This window comes from Caballeronia sp. INDeC2 (assembly GCF_023631325.1).
GTDB lineage: Bacteria > Pseudomonadota > Gammaproteobacteria > Burkholderiales > Burkholderiaceae > Caballeronia.
Window position 1 is genome coordinate 123479 of sequence record NZ_JALQDG010000021.1, and the last position, 16890, is coordinate 140368.

Sequence of the window (16890 nt, forward strand, 5' to 3'; positions counted from 1 at the left end):
CGCTCTCCTTCCGCGCGCGGGTAACAGCAAAGCGCGCCTCAAACTCCAAAAGCCCAAAACGATGTCCGCAGGTCTGAACGCCGCGCAAAGCGAAGCCGTGCGCTATCTCGATGGTCCCTGTCTTGTGCTCGCGGGCGCAGGCAGCGGCAAGACGCGCGTGATCACCCAGAAGATCGCGCATCTGATCGAAGGACGCGGCTTCGAGCCGAAACACATCGCCGCGCTCACCTTCACGAACAAGGCCGCGCTCGAAATGCGCGAGCGCACGGCGAAACTGCTCGAAGGCAAGACGCTCACGACGCCCGGCAAGGAAGGCCGCAAGATTCCCGTCAATCAGTTGACGATCTGCACATTCCACTCGCTCGGCGTGCAGATCATGCGTCAGGAAGCGGAACACGTCGGACTGAAGCCGCAGTTTTCGATCATGGATTCGGACGACTGCTTCGGCATGGTGCAGGAACAGCTCGGCACGACGGACAAGGGTCTGATTCGCAAGATCCAGTCGATCATCTCGCTGTGGAAAAACGCGATGGTCTCGCCGGATCAGGCATCCGTGCTCGCGAGCAACGAGGACGAGCATCAGGCGGCGATCGTCTATCGCAGCTATGCCGCGACGCTGCACGCGTATCAGGCGCTCGATTTCGACGATCTGATCCTGCGGCCCGCGCAGCTCTTCGCCGAGAACGAGCAGGTGCGCGACAAGTGGCAGAACCGCTTGCGTTATCTGCTGATCGATGAATATCAGGACACCAACGCCTGTCAGTACGAATTGCTGAAGCAGCTCGCCGGGCCGCGCGCGGCGTTCACGGCCGTCGGCGACGACGATCAGGCAATCTACGGCTGGCGCGGCGCGACGCTCGAAAACCTCGCGCAGCTCGGCAAGGATTTCCCGAAGCTGCACGTCGTCAAGCTGGAGCAGAACTATCGCTCGACGGTGCGCATCCTGACGGCGGCGAACAACGTCATCGCGAACAATCCGAAGCTGTTCGAGAAGAAGCTGTGGTCCGAGCACGGCATGGGCGACACGATCACCGTCACCGGCTGCAACGACGAGGAGCACGAGGCGGAATCCGTCGTGTTCCGGCTGTCGGCGCACAAGTTCGAGCGGCGCACGCAGTTCCGCGATTACGCCATTCTTTATCGCGGCAACTTTCAGGCGCGCATCTTCGAACAAGTGCTGCGGCGCGAGCGCATTCCTTATGTGCTGTCGGGCGGGCAGTCGTTCTTCGACAAGGCGGAGATCAAGGATCTCATCGCGTATCTGCGTCTGATCGCGAATCCCGACGACGATCCCGCGTTCATCCGCGCGATCACGACGCCAAGGCGCGGCGTCGGCAATACGACGCTCGAAGCGCTCGGCGCGTTCGCGGGCGCGTCGAAGGTGTCGCTGTTCGAGGCGGTATTCATGGGCGGCATCGAGGCGCGTCTGTCGGCGCGGCAGGTCGAGCCGCTACGCACGTTCTGCGAATGGATTCGCCGATTGTCGGACCGCGCGGCGCGCGATCCCGCGACGGAAGTGCTCGACGACATGATGGAAGCCATCCACTACGAGTCGTATCTCTACGACGCGTACGACGAGCGGCAGGCGCAGTCGAAATGGCAGAACGTGCTCGAGTTTCTCGAATGGTTGAAGCGCAAGGGCACGAAGCCGGAAGCCGCGCCGGGAACGGAGCAGACCGGCTACGACACCGCCGACGGTTTCGCCGATGAAGGCAAGAACCTGCTCGGCCTGATTCAGACCGTCGCGCTGATGTCGATGCTCGAAGGCAAGGAAGAAGATCCGGATGCGGTGCGGCTCTCGACGGTGCATGCGTCGAAAGGACTCGAGTATCCGCACGTGTTTCTGGTCGGCGTGGAAGAAGGGATCATGCCGCATCGGGGCGCCTCCGACGATGATGCGCCCGTCGACGATTCGCGCATCGAGGAAGAGCGCCGGCTGATGTATGTCGCGATCACGCGGGCGCAGCGCAGTCTGCATCTGAACTGGTGCAAGAAGAGAAAGCGCGCGCGGGAGACGGTGGTGTGCGAGCCGTCGCGGTTTATCCCAGAGATGCTGCTCGACGATGCGCCGCCGCCGACGGCGGAGGAGAAACCGCTGTCGCCGAAGGATCGGATGGCGATGCTCAAGCAGATGTTGCAGAAGAACTGACGTTCTTCGTCTTGCGCATGAAAAAGCCCCGCAACACGCGCGGGGCTTCGACGTCATGGCACCTTACTTCGCCGCGTTCACCATGTAATCGACGGCCGCCTTCACATCCGCATCCGATGCGTTCGATCCGCCCTTCGGCGGCATCGCGCCCTTGCCGTGCAGTGCGTAGTTGTAGACGGTGTCCATCGGCTCCTTCAGGCGCGGCGCCCATGCGGCCTTGTCGCCGAACTTCGGCGCGTTGAGCACGCCGGCCGCGTGACACGCCTGGCAGACTTGCTCGTAGAGCGCTTTGCCTGCTTGAGCGGCATCCGCGCTTTGACCGCCGGCTGCCGGTGCCGCCGATGCAGTCTGCGGCACCGATGCCAGCGCCGCGACGGCTGCCGCGGCCTGGGCGTTCTCATTCGCGCTCGCGCCTGTCGGAGCCGAGGCCGCAGTTGCCCCCGATGCGCCCGCGCTCGCCGCCGCGCCCGGCGCGGGTTGCGCCGGTTCGGCCAGTTTGCCGCCGCTGCCGTTCGCCATATAGACGACCGCGCGCGCGATCTCGAAGTCGCTGTAGTCGTCGGGGCTGGTGCCGCCGCGCGCGGGCATCGCGCCCTTGCCGTTGAGCGCGTTGTGCAGAAGCGTGTCGTAACCTTCGCCGATACGCGGGGCCCATGCGCCGGCATCGCCGAACTTGGGCGCGCCTGCGGTGCCCGCTGCGTGACAGGTTGAGCAGACTGCCTTGAAAACTTCCTCGCCGGTCTTGTAGACGCGCGGCGCGTTGGCGTCGCGGATATCGACTTGCGCGGCGGGCGCGATGCGCTCCCTCACCGACTGCTCGATGTCCGTGCCCGCGCCGGTGCGGGTCGAGTTGTTCACGTACACGGCGAGCAGAATGATGATGGCGACCGGAATGCCGAATCCCGCGATGATCGCGGCGATGAGTTGGCCGGGTGTCTTGATCGGGGCTCCGTGGGGTGCTTCGCTCATGCTTGTCTCGTCTCCCGTTTTTTGGTGTGAGTCGGTTCAGTGACAGCGTGACAGCTACCGCATTGCGCTTGGGCGCCTTGGGGAAAGGCACGGTCGATTATAGACGGAACGCTTAACTGTCGGCGCGAGGCGGCGAAGGCGGTGGTGCGGGCGTTTACCCGAATCGCGTGATGCTTCGCGCGACGCGTCCAAGCCCACGCGATGGACGAAGTCATGGAAAGCAGGTATCCTCTCGGATTCGTTGGGCCTTGCAGCTGCCGTTTGTCTTTTGGCGCTTCCCTCACGCAAGGCCTCTCCCCGATGCGCCCGTAGCTCAATGGATAGAGTACTGCCCTCCGAAGGCAGGGGTTGCTGGTTCGATCCCAGCCGGGCGCGCCAGAATTTGAAGTGATGCTAGGTTGATAAAACCTAGAGAAATCAAGGCCCTGAGGCGAACGCCAAGGGCCTTTTTTCATTTCGAACGCCGCCAGGAACCCCGCCTTATGCGCCATTTGGCGGAAATCGGGCGGAGTTGAGAATAGTCCAGACGCAACAAGAATTACTTAATGTCTGGAGTAGAGATGGCAGGAATCTGGAAACGGGGCAGCTACTGGCGAGCCGAAATTCGGCGTGTCGGCTAGATGAAGTCGCCCCCACCCTTTCCGCAGTCGTCCAGGTCGAGGCCAAATTCCTCTTCGAGGCACTTTGCGAAGAGCCTCAGCATCGCCTTCTGACTTTGCCCGTTCCGCTGGATGCTCAGAAAGTTCGCCGATGACCAGTACGCTTTCGGGTCGCTCCCGGCCAGCTTCTGATTGGTAGCTAGGTGACGCAGGAAGTCCTTCACGTTCTTTCGGGTGATGAAGGTCTGCTTGATGACGTGCTCAAACTCGCGCAGGAACGGCAACTGTTGGCCGGGCGTGAACTGCCTAAGCCAACGATCGACATGCTCAGGTGTCGGTTCGGGGAGATTCCCTTTCCGGTAGGTCTTGATCTCGTTCGCGACGGAAACGAGCAAGTCATCACGTTCACTCATCTAGCATTCTCCCCGGCGGTCAGTTATTTGTTCATATATGTTACCGCGGCTACGCCAGCGAACAACTTTCGCCGAATCGGGGTTATTTGGTCGCACATGCGAATGCGTCGAAATCGACGCACTATGACGCAACCCTGCGTAGATGCGCGTCCCCAAATCTGTTCGACTCACTGCATCGACGCAGAATCGACGCAAAAACAACGCATTGAGGGCAACCGGCGCATCGTGATCAGTTTGGTTTGTAGCCGCGCCGCTTCGCACTGGCAATACGGAATCGGGCCAACCGATCGACCTTCGGCGAATGCTTAATCGGCCTCGATGCGACAACGACGGCCTTCGGCAGGCGCCCCTTGCTCGAATGCACAGGGTGCCCATACTTGCCTGCGGAATAGTCGCTGAGATGCCCCATGAATCTTGCCACGTCAGCAAGGGACAAACTGTCGTCATTTTTTATGTCGGCTGCCGTCTGATGCCTGAAAACATACGGCGACACCCGAGTGCGCATGGATGGAAATGTCTTCCGTCCGAGTTCAACAATGGAGTTGTACAGGTAATCCCCGTCATGCATCACGACCAGGTCAGGCCGACCTTGGCTCAAGGCTCGCGTGTGTAGCAAGCGTAGCAACGTCAACGAGGGATTCACCTTTTCCCCCTCATCATCCAGGGTGAAGCGATACATCCGATGTGGCTGAGGGTCAACACGTGCTTGGCCTTCACCGACCGCCATAGCCAATCAGGTAGCGTGATCTCAATGGCTACCATGCGGTTGTCGTGGTCGCGCTCGATGATGCGCCACGATTCAACCAGCCCGAAGCCTGACCGCTCGCGCCGTCCGTCCGTTGCTATGTTTGTCTCAACGCGCGTACCGCTAAGCCGTGCTAGCGCATCGCCTAGTCGTTTGTAACTGTCACCGTCGGTACGTCTGTTTGTCGCCACAAGGAAATCGTAGCCAGTTAAGCGCACGACACGCTCCACATCCTTTCGGCCCCGGTTGATTGCCTCTACCAGCTGGCTTATGCAGTAGATCCACAGGTCCTTGTCGTGAATCGTGGCGCAGCCGTCGGGTCCCGGCTTGATAGTGACGGTCGTGCCGTTTCGCTCATATACACGCACGCGCTTATCGCCTGCCCTTAAGGCGAACAGCGGATGTTCCATGCTTGCAAGATCATCCTTTGGCGCAGCATCGAGAATGTCCGCGACGAAGAAGTCTCGTTGCGGATGACGATTTGGCGACAGACGGCCTTGCGTGCCAGCATCAAGGTCATCGTCAACAGCTACGGATGGAGCAGGTAGCAACTCGCCATCGCGATCCATGGCTACACCCAGTGTCGCAACGATCTTATTGCTCGACCGATCGACGTCGGCGACCGCGTCGTTTTGCAATCGTGTTGAGCCCATTCAGCCATTCGCGGACATCCGCAGCGCGCCAGCGGACGCAACGGTTGCGGCTCATGGCCGGGCGGGGAAACTCCCCCTGCATGTTTCGTTGATAGAAGGCCCCTGGTGTAATGCCGAGGAGGCAGGCGAACTCCTTGGGCGAGATCAGTGCGCACGGGTCTAGCTGTGCGAACGTCACGCGAAAATCGCTGGCAGAACCAGTTTCCTCGATCGGCATTTGCGCGCTCCATATGAATCAGGTAGTCTGATTTCAAATGTTCGACGCTCAAGCGTTCAGTTCAAATGGCGCATGAGGAGGGGGTTTCGAGATGGGCTGGCAAAGCGCGGGGCTTGCTGCAGAGGAGCGAAAGGCGAGAAAGGCGTTGACTATCAATCTGGCGACCACCATCTTGAAGCCGACTGGAAAGGAAACTGAAACGCAGGAGACCGTAGAAGAGGAGCTGGGGCTCCGACGAGGGGTGCTGGCTGATATGCTCTGTGAAACGAAGCCTGGGGTAGAGGATTGGCACTTCGCCTTACTGGCAGGCAAGGGCTATGACAAGGGCCGTGGCAGACTAACGGATCAGTTCGTTTTTGAATTTGGCCTTGGGCAACTCGTCGAGTTTGTCCAAAATGAAAGTGGCTTGATTGATGCCGAGAGGGCCGTGGCGGAACAAAGAGAGCTGGACAATATCAAGGTGTTGCTGAAGAACCGGCACGAGGCCAATAGGACTTTTGCCGAAGGCCTTGACAATGTTCGCCAAGGCGAGGTCCCTTGGTCAAAGAATGGCAGGCGAAAAAAATGGAAAAATGCAACGTCGGCAGAACGGCGGGCGTCCTTCGACGGTTGGTTTGACAAGATCGAGCAACTAGGTTGCCGTGTGCTGGATCGCGGTGAATGGAATGACTGGTTCCGGATGGCCGATCCGGCAGGGACAATGGAGCAACTTCTGTGGCACTGGTGTGATGGTGACGATGGTGAGTATTCCGCAGGCTGTCCGCCTTGGGTCTTCGGCGTCGACGTTGACTACTGGAATAACTACGACGCCTTGAACAGCCCAGAGTTTCTGGACAGCTTGATCCTTGTGACCGAGAGTGACATGCCATACAGCCCGTATCATGCCCAGTTCGAGCAACCCAACTCAAGGCCACTTCTTAGCGGATACCTGATCACCCGTGAGGTCACAGGCTTTAGGGTGATCGATGGCGAGCTCCAGTTCGAACCCGATTTTCAGGGTGACGACATTGGCGCTTGGCTAAGCGAACGATGGGCACGTGTGGCACAGGCCACGCAGGATGCCAATGCCCTAATTGATCGGGCGAGTCGGCGGAAAAGTGGCGGAGCCCATGGCTAAGGCGAAGGAATACAAACTGAGATGAAGAAAGGCATTCTGAGATAAAATCTCGCACAATCAAGAAGTTAGTTGCGCATGGCCTTGTGTGCAACTGGGCGATTTCTCCCTCCGAAGGCAGGGGTTGCTGGTTCGATCCCAGCCGGGCGCGCCAATCCTCCTTCGCGACGCGCGATCATTCGGCTGCTTCCGCGCGAACCGTCCCCCACGCAAATCCCATCCCCTTCAACCACCTCCGATACCCCACCGCCATCCGATCACACCGCTGATGCAACTCCGCATCGAGATCGAGCGGCAGAAGCCGGGGCCATTGCGACTCGACGATCGGCGTGTCCTGCATCAGGATCTCCATATTGAAATCGTAAAGCGCCTGATCGGAATGCATCGTGTCGTCCTCATGAATCGACACGAGCCACGCGCGCGTCTCCGTTTGCGTCACCGGCGACGCCGCCAGCATGATATGCAGTGCGCCCTGCCCGCCCGACGCCATCTTCGTGAGACTCGCGACCAACGGCCGCTTCACGCGATACACGTAATCGATCATCGCGCCGCCGCCCTGCCCCGGCATCCCCGCGGGCTGCCAGTATCGACACTGCCGCGCCTCGAGCCCGCCATCCGCGGTCTGCGCGACGTCGTAATCCGGCACTTCGGTATGCGCCTCTTCACCCAGAATCCCCACATGCACGAACGAAAAGTGCGCCATATCGAGAAAATTCTCGACGACGCGCGGCGCCGATGACCTCACCGTCTGCGGCGCGAGATTGATGCGCCGGCCACCGGGAATCGCCGCTTCCGGAAAGAAATCGAGCGGGTAAGCCGGCTCGCCGAAGCACATCCACACGACTCCGTACTTCTCCTCGCTGACGAACGTCGTCGCGCAAGCACGCTTCGGTGGGCGCAACGCCGGATTCGACGGAATGTGCAAGCACTGCCCCTCGATGTCGTAACGCCAGCCGTGATACGGGCACACGATCTGATCGCGCATCACCTGTCCGAGCGACAACTGCGCGCCCCGATGCGGACAGTAATCGCGCCACACATGCGCCGCGCCGATGCTGTCGCGCCACACGACGATCCGCTCATCGGCGACGACGAAACCGCGCGCGCCGCCTTCGGGAACGTCGTCGCTATTGCAGACCGGCAGCCATTCGCCAGCAAGAGAAAGGGATTCGTCACGCATCGCGGTTAATCGGAAAGTGAAGTCCGGAAGCCGTTATTACACGAAACACAGCGTCTTCGCAAAACGTTGCAAAATAGCGGATCGCTCGCTCGGCGCTACTCGATGCCACTCCATCCAGCCGATGCACGCGACGGGGCCGCAGTACATAACAGCAAGATAAAAGAAAGAAATCACCATCCAGGGGTTCAGTATGGAGCAGGCGCATCAACCGGCATGCCGGCCTTATGCCTTCGCATGGTCCGAGCACCGGAATCCCGAACGCGAGCAAGCCACGCTGCGGGTCTGGATGGGAGCGGCGGTTCTTCTGGCCTACGGTATCTTCGCGTGGCTGCGCCCTTCGTACGATGCACTGCTGGTCGCACGTCTCATCGCGCTCTATGTATCGTACGGCGCGGTGACGCTTCTGATCGTGAGCCGCATGCGCTCGCCTTCGGAGAAGCGTCTCACCGTCACGACCATCGCCGATCAAACCATTCTCGGGCTCGCGCTCGCGGCGGGCGGTGCAATCGCGCTGCCGCTCATCTGGGTGATGTTCTGGTTTCTGATCGGCTCGGGATGCCGTTACGGCAAGCGCACGCTCGCCGTGTCGTGCGCGACGGCGCTCGTCATCGTCGTGGCGCTCGGCATCTGGCAGCCGTGGTGGCGCGCCAATCTTCCCGCCGCGATCGGGCTGGGGCTGAGCGTGCTGGGCGCGTCGGTGTATTTGAGCGTGCTCGTCGATCGCCTCGGCAACGCGAATCGCGATCTCGCGCGTCAGGCATCGACCGATCCGCTCACCGGACTATCCAACCGATACGCGCTCGAGCAGATCGTCGATCGCGCCATGAGCGCGCGCGATGCCGATGGCGACGACGCCACCGCGCTCCTTCTCATCGACCTCGACGGCTTCAAGGAAGTGAACGATACCTACGGGCACGCCGTCGGCGACATGCTGCTGCAAGCGTTCGCGCAGTCGCTCGCGAGAAGCATGCGCAAGACCGACACCATCGCGCGGCTGGGCGGCGACGAGTTCGTCGTGCTCGCGCATCAGGTGCGCGACCGCGCGGCGGTGCTGTCGGTGGCCGACAGCATTCACGCGGTGCTCGGCGCGATGACATCGGTGCAGGAGCGGCCGGTGTCCGTATCGGCGAGCATCGGCGCGTGTCTGCTTTCGAGCGCTGCGGCCGCGCATCAGTCCGGCATGACCGCCGTGCTGCGCGCGGCCGACCGCGCGATGTATCGCGCAAAGAGTCTCGGCGACGGCAAAACCGTCTTCGCCGAGACACGGGACTTCGAAACGAACTGAATCAGGCCTCGACGCTCGTCCACGCCTGCTCGCGCAGCTTCGTGCGCAGGCGCGCGACCGCCTGGCTGTGCAACTGGCACACGCGCGATTCGCTCACTTCCATCACAGCGCCGATTTCGCGCAGGTTCAGGCCGCGTTCGTAGTAGAGGCTCATCAGCAGCTTCTCGCGCTCCGGCAGCTTGTCGATGGCTTCGATCAACGCACCGCGCAGGCTGTCGTCGAGCAGCGCCGAAAGCGGGTCCGAACGATCGACGCAATAGCGGTCGAGGAACGGCTCGTCGTCGGCGGAGCGGTCGAAATCTTCGTAGTAGATCAGCTGGCTGCCGTGAAGATCCTGGAGCATCGACTGGTATTCGTCGAGCGGCATGTTCATGTGCTCGGCGATCTCCGTCTCGCTCGCGGAGCGGCCGAGGTTCTGCTCGACCTTGTGCACCGCCGATTCCACTTCGCGCGACGTCTTGCGCATGCTGCGCGGCAGCCAGTCGTTCGCGCGCAGTTCGTCGAGCATCGCGCCGCGAATGCGCTGGCTCGCGTAGGTTTCGAATTGCGCGCCTTGATCTTCCTTGTAGCGGCTCGCCGCGTCCATCAGGCCGATCATGCCGGCCTGGATGAGATCGTCGAGATCGACGCTCGCCGGCATTTTCGCGACGAGCTGAAGCCCCAGCCGGCGAACGAGCGGCGCATATTTCGTCAGGACGTCCGACTGTGAGAGTTTGCCTTGGGCGTTATACATCTTGGTCACCTATCTTGATCACATCGACGCCGTGCTGGTCATTGCAAAGTCGTGAAGCGCAGCCACGCGATGCGCCGCCTCCCGCCCGCCCTGTTCAGACTCGCCAACCGGAATTCGCGCGTCTGTCTGGCCGCTCGCCGCGCGCATGTACGGCGCGGGGCGCATCGGCCAGTGGAGGAGCTCCGCCGCGATCGCGCGGTAGTCACGCGCCGCGGCCGTGGCCGGGAACGCTTCGACTGCGCAGCGTGAGAGTTCCTTCGCCCGAGCGACGCGCGCATCCTCGGACACATACCCTGCCTGCACGAGCGACACGGCCAGATACCGGCTCGCGACGCCCGAGAGGTTGTCGAACGCGACCGCCGCGTCGGCCGGGTTCTGCACGTGATTGATGAGCACGCGAAACTGGCCGATCGCATGGGCGTAGTGCAGGCGCTTCATGCACGCATACGCCTCGGTGATCGCCGACGCGGCCACCCGCGTCACGATGAGAAAGTCATGCGCCTGCGCCGCGAGCGTCGACAGCGCGCCGTGACGGTCCAGTTGGGCATCGATCAGCACGATGTCCGCGGGACCATCGAGCAATGCGCGGCACTGCGCGGCGTCGTGGCTGATGCGCTCGTCGCGCGGCGCGGCGATCTGCGAGAAGCCGAACGGCGTGCGCTCGACGACATCGGCGAGTGCGCGGCGGCCGGACATCACCGCGGCGAGCGCGCCTGCATCGGACAGACCCAGCATGCGGCTCGCCGAGCCCGCGTCCCGGTGTTCGTCGATGACGAGCACATCCTTGCCGTGCACGGACAGCGCCGCGCCGAGATTCACCACCGCCGACGTGCATCCGATGCCCGCCGGTCCGCCCGCCACCGCCACCACCCGCGAACCGGCGCGCGTGAGCAGCCGTCGCAGACCTTCCGCCTGGTCGAGCACGAACTTATCCAAAGTGCACCCCATGCAGTTCGGTCGTGGCGCGCGCGGACAGTGCGGAGAGCAGCGCCGGCACTTCTTCGTCCTGCGGCACGAACGGCGAGCCGTCGCGCGGAATGCAGAACGCGCTCTTGATGAGAAAACGCTTGGTCGCGACGTACAGGTTCTCCGGTACCTTCTGCCCGGTCGATACGTAATGCACCGGCAGCTTGTAGCGGATGACCGTATCGAGCACGCCGCCGAGATTCGTGGCTTCGTCGAGCTTGGTGAGGATGCAGCCCGCGAGCGGCGGCTGATCGGCGGCGCTCTTGTACGCCTGCACGACTTCGTTGAGCGTGTCGCCGTGGCTCGTCGCGTTGAGCAGAAGGATGCGATGCACTGGATGACCCGCGCCGCACAGCATCGCGATCTGGTCCGAGACCATGCGGTCGCGCTGGCTCATGCCGATCGTGTCGATCAGCACGATATGTTTGTTGCGCAGCTCGGACAGCGCGAGCTGCAGGTCGGCGGCGTCCTTCACCGCGTGCACCGACACGCCGAGAATCTTGCCGAAGATGCGCAGTTGCTCGTGCGCGCCGATCCGGTAGCTGTCGGTCGTGAGCAGCGCCACCTTGCTCGCGCCGAAGCGCATCACGCAGCGCGCCGCGAGCTTCGCGGTGGTCGTCGTCTTGCCGACGCCCGTGGGGCCCATCAGCGCGAACACGCCGCCACGTTCCATCAGCGCGTCTTCGCTATCCATCACCGGGATATTCGATTCGAGTACCTGCTGCACCCATTCGAGCGCGCCTTCCACGCTTTCCATCTCCGGCATGTTGTCCACCATCATGCGGACGAGCTGCGCGGAAAAGCCGGCGGCGAACAGACGCTTGGTCAGCAGGCCGCCCGTCGGATTGCGACGCTGGCGCTCGCCCCAGAGCAGACCGGAGAAGTGCTCTTCCATCATCGTGCGCATCGACGAGAGCTCGTTCATCACCGTTTCGTTGACGACCTGCTCCATGCGCGCACGAATTGCTTCGGTCACGACCGACGCGGCGTTCGCCGGCAGGCCCTCGAACGCGCCTTCCGAAGCAGCCGGCGCGGCGTTCGCGGCCGGTGCTTCGGCGTGCGGCGCGCTCGCGTTGATCTTCTGCGCGGCGCGGCGGGCGGCGACCTGCGCGGCTTCGCGCGCCCAGTCGGGCGTTTCGACCTTCGATTGACTGCGTGCCTGTGCCTGTACTTGCGCCTGCTGGCGAATCGCGTACTTGCCTGCTTCCGGCGTTCTCTCGGCGCGCGTTTCGTGCGCGGCGACCGGCACCGGCACGCCCATGCCGCGTGCGATCGCGGCCGACGCCGTCAGCGGACGGTTCGACGGCATCGTCGCCTGCTGCGCGATGCGCTTCGCGTGCTCGATCAGCCAGGGATTCGATTCGGCCATCGTGCGCGGCGCGTCTTCGTCGGACGCGGCTTCGTGTTCGTGCGCGAGATCGTCTTCATCGCCGAGGTCGGTGTTCGCGCCGAAGACGGACGAAAACACGTCGCCGCTCGCGTAGGGATTCGCGGCGGATTGTTTGGCCGGCATCGCGGCGGCCGCAGCCGCCAGTGCGGCGCGCGACGTGCCGCCCGAACGCACGGCCTGTTCCTTCGCGGCCGGCGAGATCGATGCGATATCGCTGTCCGCGACGCCGACGATCTCCACGGACCCGTCATCCAGCGTGCGATTGGACAACACCACGGCATCGGGCCCAAGCGCTTCACGAACCTGGCGCAATGCGTCGCGGCTGTTCGCGCCGATGAATTTACGAATGTTCAAACTTGCCCCCGATGAGGTGTAACTGCAATCTTTAGCAAGCGGACCTCACTTGGCTCATTGCCGTGTCCGCTTTTCAGTGAGGCCATTATTGCGAACTTCACCCTTCGCCCATCGCTGGATAAAGGGTGAGAAAAAGGGGTATTTCGGCTGATGGAAATGCGGCGCCCGGCGCGAAACGCTCGCGCGCGCCGGAAAAAGATTCCGCTTCGCTTCTATTCGAACGCTCGCCCGGCGGCGTAAGCTTTAGGGCAGTTCGCTCACCGTCCGGCTCGCCTGTGCGACGCTCCGGACACTCACAGGAGACTTCTTCGCATGGCGTCCGCTGTCCCCTCCGCGCAATCCGCTTCTCCCGACAATCAAACCACCGGCGCGCGCCTCGTCGTCGATGCGCTCGTGCATCACGGCGTCGAGCGCGTGTTCTGCGTGCCCGGCGAGAGTTTTCTCGCCGTGCTCGATTCGCTCCACGACGAGACCGCGCAGATTCAGACGATCGTCTGCCGCCACGAGGCGGCCGCGGCGAACATGGCCGAAGCGGTCGGGAAGCTGACGGGCAAGCCGGGCGTCGCGATCGTCACGCGCGGGCCGGGCGCGACGCACGCGTCGATCGGCGTGCATACCGCGTTTCAGGATTCGACGCCGATGATCCTGCTCATCGGCCAATGCGCGCGGGATCACATGGACCGCGAGGCGTTTCAGGAAATCGACTATCGGCGCATGTTCGGGCAGATGGCGAAATGGGTCGCGCAGATCGACGATCCGCGTCGCGTGCCGGAGTACATGAGTCACGCGTTCCACACGGCGATGTCGGGCCGTCCGGGTCCGGTCGTGCTCGCGCTACCGGAAGACATGCTGACCGAAGCGGTCGCCGCCACGGCGCCGGCGCCGCGTTATCAGCGCGTGGCGGCGTCGCCGTCCGCGGCGCAGATCGATCGGCTGCGCGAATTGCTCGCCAACGCGAAGAAGCCGTTCGTGATCGCGGGCGGCAGCGGCTGGACACTCGAGGCGACGCAGGACTTCGCGCGCTTCGTCGAACAATGGCGGTTGCCGGTGGGCTGCGCATTCCGCTTTCAGGACACGCTCTCCAACGAGCACCCGAACTATGCGGGCGATGTCGGCCTCGGCATCAATCCCGCGCTCGCCGCGCGTGTGCGCGATGCCGACGTGCTCTTCGTGCTCGGCCCGCGCATGGGCGAATCGACGACGGGCGGCTACACGCTGCTCGACATCCCGAAGACGAAGCAGACGCTCATCCACGTGCATCAGGGCGCGGAGGAACTCGGGCGCGTCTACAGCGCCGATCTGCCGATCGTCTCGGGCATGCCCGAAATCGCGTCGATGCTCGCGGCGCTGACGCCGCCCGCGGACATCGCGTGGCATGGCGAGGCCGAAACCGCGCACGCCGCGTATCTCGAATGGCGCAAGCCGCGCCCGATGCTGGGTGACGTCCAGCTCGGCGAAATCATGCGCCTGCTCGCGGAAACGATTCCCGCCGATTCGATCCTCACGAACGGCGCGGGCAATTACGCGACGTGGCTGCATCGGCATTATTCGTATCGGCATTTCCGGTCGCAGTGCGCGCCGACGAGCGGTGCGATGGGTTACGGCGTGCCCGCCGCGATCGCCGCGAAGTCGCTTTATCCGAAACGCACGGTGATCGCGTTTGCGGGCGACGGCTGCTTCATGATGTCGAGCAACGAGATCGCCACGGCGATGCAATATGAACTTGCGGTGCTTTTCATCGTCGTGAATAACGGGCAATACGGGACGATCCGCATGCATCAGGAGCGGCATTATCCGAATCGCGTGCATGGGACGGGGCTCACGAATCCGGACTTCGCCGCGTATGCGCGCGCATTCGGCGCGCACGGGGAACTCGTCGAAACGACGGATCAGTTCATGCCCGCTTTCGAGCGCGCGCAGAAATCCGGCCTGCCCGCGGTGATCGAGATCCGCATTCCGCAGGATCAGAGCACGCCGGGCGCGACACTCGAACAAATTCGCCAGCAAGGACAGCGCTAAGAGACAAACTTTCAATCTTCTTGCAGCTCACTCCCGGCGGCAGTAGAGTAGCCAGTTCGAAAACCCTGGGAGTTAGCGATGCTTAAGATTCTGGCGTTGTCATTGGCGATGGGCTTTTCGGGCGCGGCGTTCGCGAAGGCCGACTGCACCGCGCATCCGAAGAGCGAATGGATGAAGGAATCGGATGCCAAGGCGCAACTCGAGGCGCAAGGGTACAAGATTCGCAAGTTCAAGGTCGATGGCAACTGCTACGAGATCTACGGCCACGACAAGAACGGCAAGAAAGTCGAGATCTATTACGACACGAAGACGCTGGCTGTGGTGAAGTCGGAAGTCGAGTGAACGTGACGCGCGTGACGCGCGTGCGAGTCTGGGACGCTTGGGTGCGGCTCACGCATTGGGCCGTCGTGGGCATCGTCTTGTGGAATCTGTTCGGGCCGACGGACTCCACACATCGCGTGCTCGGATATGTCGCGGCCGGGCTGGTTGTCGCGCGTATCGTGTGGGGTTTCATCGGAACGCGTCATGCGCGATTTTCAGCGTGGTGGCCGACGCGTTCGCATCTCTTCGACTATCTGCGTTCGCTTGCGAAGGGCAAGCCGATGCATCACGTTTCGCACAATCCGCTCGGCGGGTTGATGGCGCTCTTTCTCTGGTTTCTGATTCTTGCGCTCGCGGTCTCTGGCTGGATCATGAGACTCGACGCGTTCTGGGGCGAGGACTGGCCGCAGGAGATTCATGCGTGGCTGTCCGTTGCGCTCGAGGTTTGCGTTTGCGTGCACATCGCGGCGGCGGTGCTGATGAGCGTTTGGACGCGGGAGAATCTTGTTCGGGCGATGGTGACGGGCTATAAACGCGACGCCGAAAACAAAAAAGCCTCGTGACCTGAATCACGAGGCTTTTTTAGCTAAACCAACAGCGCTTACTTCCCGCCCACGCTTTGCAGCGTCGTCCACTTCCCGCCGACGACCTTGTACAGCGTAATCCCGCCGTTCTTCAGATCGCCCTTCGAGTCGTACGACAGGTGCTTCGCCGTCACGCCCTGCATGTCGGTCTTCGCGAGGAACGGCAGGTACTTCGCCGGGTCCGTCGAGTTGGCCGCTTTCATCGCGGTGAACATCGCCATCGCGCCGTCGTAGGCGTACGGCGAGTAGGTCTGCACGTCTTCGTTGAAGCGCTTCTTGTACTTCGCTTCGTAGTTCGCGCCGCCGGGCATTTCGTTCATCGGCAGGCCGGCAAGCGATGCCACCGTGCCGTCCGCCGCGTCGCCCGCAATCTTGAGGAAGGTGTCGGTCTTCACCATTTCGCCCGCCATCAGCGGCGCGCGGAAGCCGAGCGTCTTCATCTGCTTGACCATCGGGCCGGCTTGCGAATCCGCGCCGCCGTAGTACACGAGGTCCGGGTTCATCGACTTGATCTTGGTCAGAATCGCCTTGAAGTCGACAGCCTTGTCGTTCGTGAATTCACGGTCGACGATCGTCGCGCCCGCTGCCTTCGCCGCTTTCTCGAACTGGTCGGCGAGACCCTGGCCGTATGCCGTGCGGTCATCGACGATCGCGATCTTCTTGACCTTCAGGTTCTTCACCGCGAACTCGCCCGCGACCGAGCCTTGCTGCGTGTCGGAGGTCATCATGCGGAAGGCCGTCTTGAAGCCTTGCGTCGTGTATTCGGGCGCCGTTGCCATCGCGATTTCGGGGATGCCCGCGTTCGCGTAGATGCGCGACGCCGGGATCGTCGTGCCCGAATTGAAGTGGCCGAGCATGCCCTTGATGCCGTCGTCGACGAGGCGCTGCGCGACGGTCGTGCCCGTGCGCGGGTCGGCTTGGTCGTCGGCCGAGTTCAGCACGATACGAACCGGCTTGCCGCCGATCGTCGGCTTCGTAGCGTTGAAATCTTCGACAGCGAGGGTGATGCCGTTCTGCATGTCCTTGCCGTAGTGCGCCTGCGCACCGGTCAGCGGTCCGGCGTAACCGACCTTCACGTCCTCGACTTGCTGTGCAAATGCGGTCCCCGCGAGCGACAGGCCGGCGAGCGTCATGGCTGCTGCCAGCTTGGTCATCGTGTGCTTCATAGCTTCTCCTGGTTCCAGTGTGGATGGCAGCTT

At 62.6% G+C, this 16890-nt stretch carries 16 protein-coding genes and 1 tRNA gene; 7 read left to right on the plus strand and 10 right to left on the minus strand.

The features are described 5' to 3' along the window. Positions 1-61 precede the first annotated feature (61 nt). Positions 62-2149, plus strand: coding sequence for a UvrD-helicase domain-containing protein (locus NCS28_RS13385; RefSeq protein ID WP_250514259.1), 2088 nt, complete (start codon positions 62-64; stop codon positions 2147-2149). A gap of 63 nt (positions 2150-2212) precedes the next feature. On the opposite strand, the gene NCS28_RS13390 is transcribed toward NCS28_RS13385, so the two are convergent. Continuing rightward, a complete protein-coding gene (locus tag NCS28_RS13390; protein WP_250514260.1) occupies positions 2213-3118 on the minus strand; it encodes a c-type cytochrome in 906 nt (301 codons plus the stop codon). A gap of 302 nt (positions 3119-3420) precedes the next feature. On the opposite strand from NCS28_RS13390, the gene NCS28_RS13395 reads away from it, so the two are divergent. Next, positions 3421-3496, plus strand: a tRNA-Arg gene (locus NCS28_RS13395). Between the two features lie 238 nt (positions 3497-3734). Here NCS28_RS13395 and NCS28_RS13400 read toward each other — a convergent pair. The 4 genes from NCS28_RS13400 to NCS28_RS13415 form a co-directional block, all read right to left on the minus strand. Continuing rightward, entirely contained in the window at positions 3735-4130 is a 396-nt protein-coding gene (locus NCS28_RS13400) for a phosphoribosyltransferase-like protein (protein WP_250514261.1), read from the minus strand. A 229-nt stretch (positions 4131-4359) separates the two neighbouring features. Next, positions 4360-4809, minus strand: a complete 450-nt coding sequence (locus NCS28_RS13405) for a site-specific integrase (protein ID WP_250514262.1) — start codon at positions 4807-4809, stop codon at positions 4360-4362. Next, positions 4770-5528, minus strand: a complete 759-nt coding sequence (locus NCS28_RS13410; protein WP_250514263.1) for a replication initiator protein A — start codon at positions 5526-5528, stop codon at positions 4770-4772. Before NCS28_RS13410 ends, NCS28_RS13405 begins: the two co-directional genes overlap by 40 nt. After that, positions 5470-5745: a helix-turn-helix transcriptional regulator gene (locus NCS28_RS13415; protein ID WP_250514264.1), complete on the minus strand. Its 276-nt coding sequence runs from the start codon at positions 5743-5745 to the stop codon at positions 5470-5472. Before NCS28_RS13415 ends, NCS28_RS13410 begins: the two co-directional genes overlap by 59 nt. 91 nt (positions 5746-5836) lie before the next feature. Between NCS28_RS13415 and NCS28_RS13420 the strand changes: the two genes are divergently transcribed. Further along, positions 5837-6862 carry a hypothetical protein gene (locus tag NCS28_RS13420; protein ID WP_250514265.1) on the plus strand — a complete coding sequence of 342 codons (1026 nt, stop codon included), beginning with the start codon at positions 5837-5839 and terminating at the stop codon, positions 6860-6862. Positions 6863-7034: 172 nt separating this feature from the next. On the opposite strand, the gene NCS28_RS13425 is transcribed toward NCS28_RS13420, so the two are convergent. Beyond that, positions 7035-8039: a Rieske 2Fe-2S domain-containing protein gene (locus NCS28_RS13425; protein ID WP_250514266.1), complete on the minus strand. Its 1005-nt coding sequence runs from the start codon at positions 8037-8039 to the stop codon at positions 7035-7037. Positions 8040-8229: 190 nt separating this feature from the next. On the opposite strand from NCS28_RS13425, the gene NCS28_RS13430 reads away from it, so the two are divergent. Next, positions 8230-9324: a GGDEF domain-containing protein gene (locus NCS28_RS13430; RefSeq protein WP_250514267.1), complete on the plus strand. Its 1095-nt coding sequence runs from the start codon at positions 8230-8232 to the stop codon at positions 9322-9324. A gap of 1 nt (position 9325) precedes the next feature. Here the strand turns inward: NCS28_RS13430 and NCS28_RS13435 are convergent, their stop codons facing one another. The 3 genes from NCS28_RS13435 to flhF are packed head-to-tail and all read right to left on the minus strand — an operon-like array spanning position 9326 to position 12767. Further along, positions 9326-10057 (minus strand): RNA polymerase sigma factor FliA, encoded by a 732-nt coding sequence (locus NCS28_RS13435; RefSeq protein ID WP_061116573.1) that lies wholly within the window; start codon positions 10055-10057, stop codon positions 9326-9328. An 18-nt stretch (positions 10058-10075) separates the two neighbouring features. Continuing rightward, positions 10076-10993: a MinD/ParA family ATP-binding protein gene (locus NCS28_RS13440; protein ID WP_250514268.1), complete on the minus strand. Its 918-nt coding sequence runs from the start codon at positions 10991-10993 to the stop codon at positions 10076-10078. Next, positions 10986-12767 (minus strand): flagellar biosynthesis GTPase FlhF, encoded by a 1782-nt coding sequence (flhF, locus tag NCS28_RS13445; protein ID WP_250514269.1) that lies wholly within the window; start codon positions 12765-12767, stop codon positions 10986-10988. The genes NCS28_RS13440 and flhF overlap by 8 nt, the downstream gene beginning before the upstream one ends. Positions 12768-13079: 312 nt before the next feature. On the opposite strand from flhF, the gene NCS28_RS13450 reads away from it, so the two are divergent. From NCS28_RS13450 to NCS28_RS13460, 3 genes are all read left to right on the plus strand, one after another. Then, positions 13080-14786, plus strand: coding sequence for a thiamine pyrophosphate-binding protein (locus tag NCS28_RS13450; protein ID WP_250514270.1), 1707 nt, complete (start codon positions 13080-13082; stop codon positions 14784-14786). A 78-nt stretch (positions 14787-14864) separates the two neighbouring features. Next, entirely contained in the window at positions 14865-15128 is a 264-nt protein-coding gene (locus tag NCS28_RS13455; RefSeq protein ID WP_250514271.1) for a PepSY domain-containing protein, read from the plus strand. A 20-nt stretch (positions 15129-15148) separates the two neighbouring features. Continuing rightward, entirely contained in the window at positions 15149-15670 is a 522-nt protein-coding gene (locus NCS28_RS13460; RefSeq protein WP_250514422.1) for a cytochrome b/b6 domain-containing protein, read from the plus strand. Positions 15671-15708: 38 nt separating this feature from the next. Here the strand turns inward: NCS28_RS13460 and NCS28_RS13465 are convergent, their stop codons facing one another. Beyond that, positions 15709-16857: a branched-chain amino acid ABC transporter substrate-binding protein gene (locus NCS28_RS13465; RefSeq protein ID WP_250514272.1), complete on the minus strand. Its 1149-nt coding sequence runs from the start codon at positions 16855-16857 to the stop codon at positions 15709-15711. Positions 16858-16890: the final 33 nt, after the last annotated feature.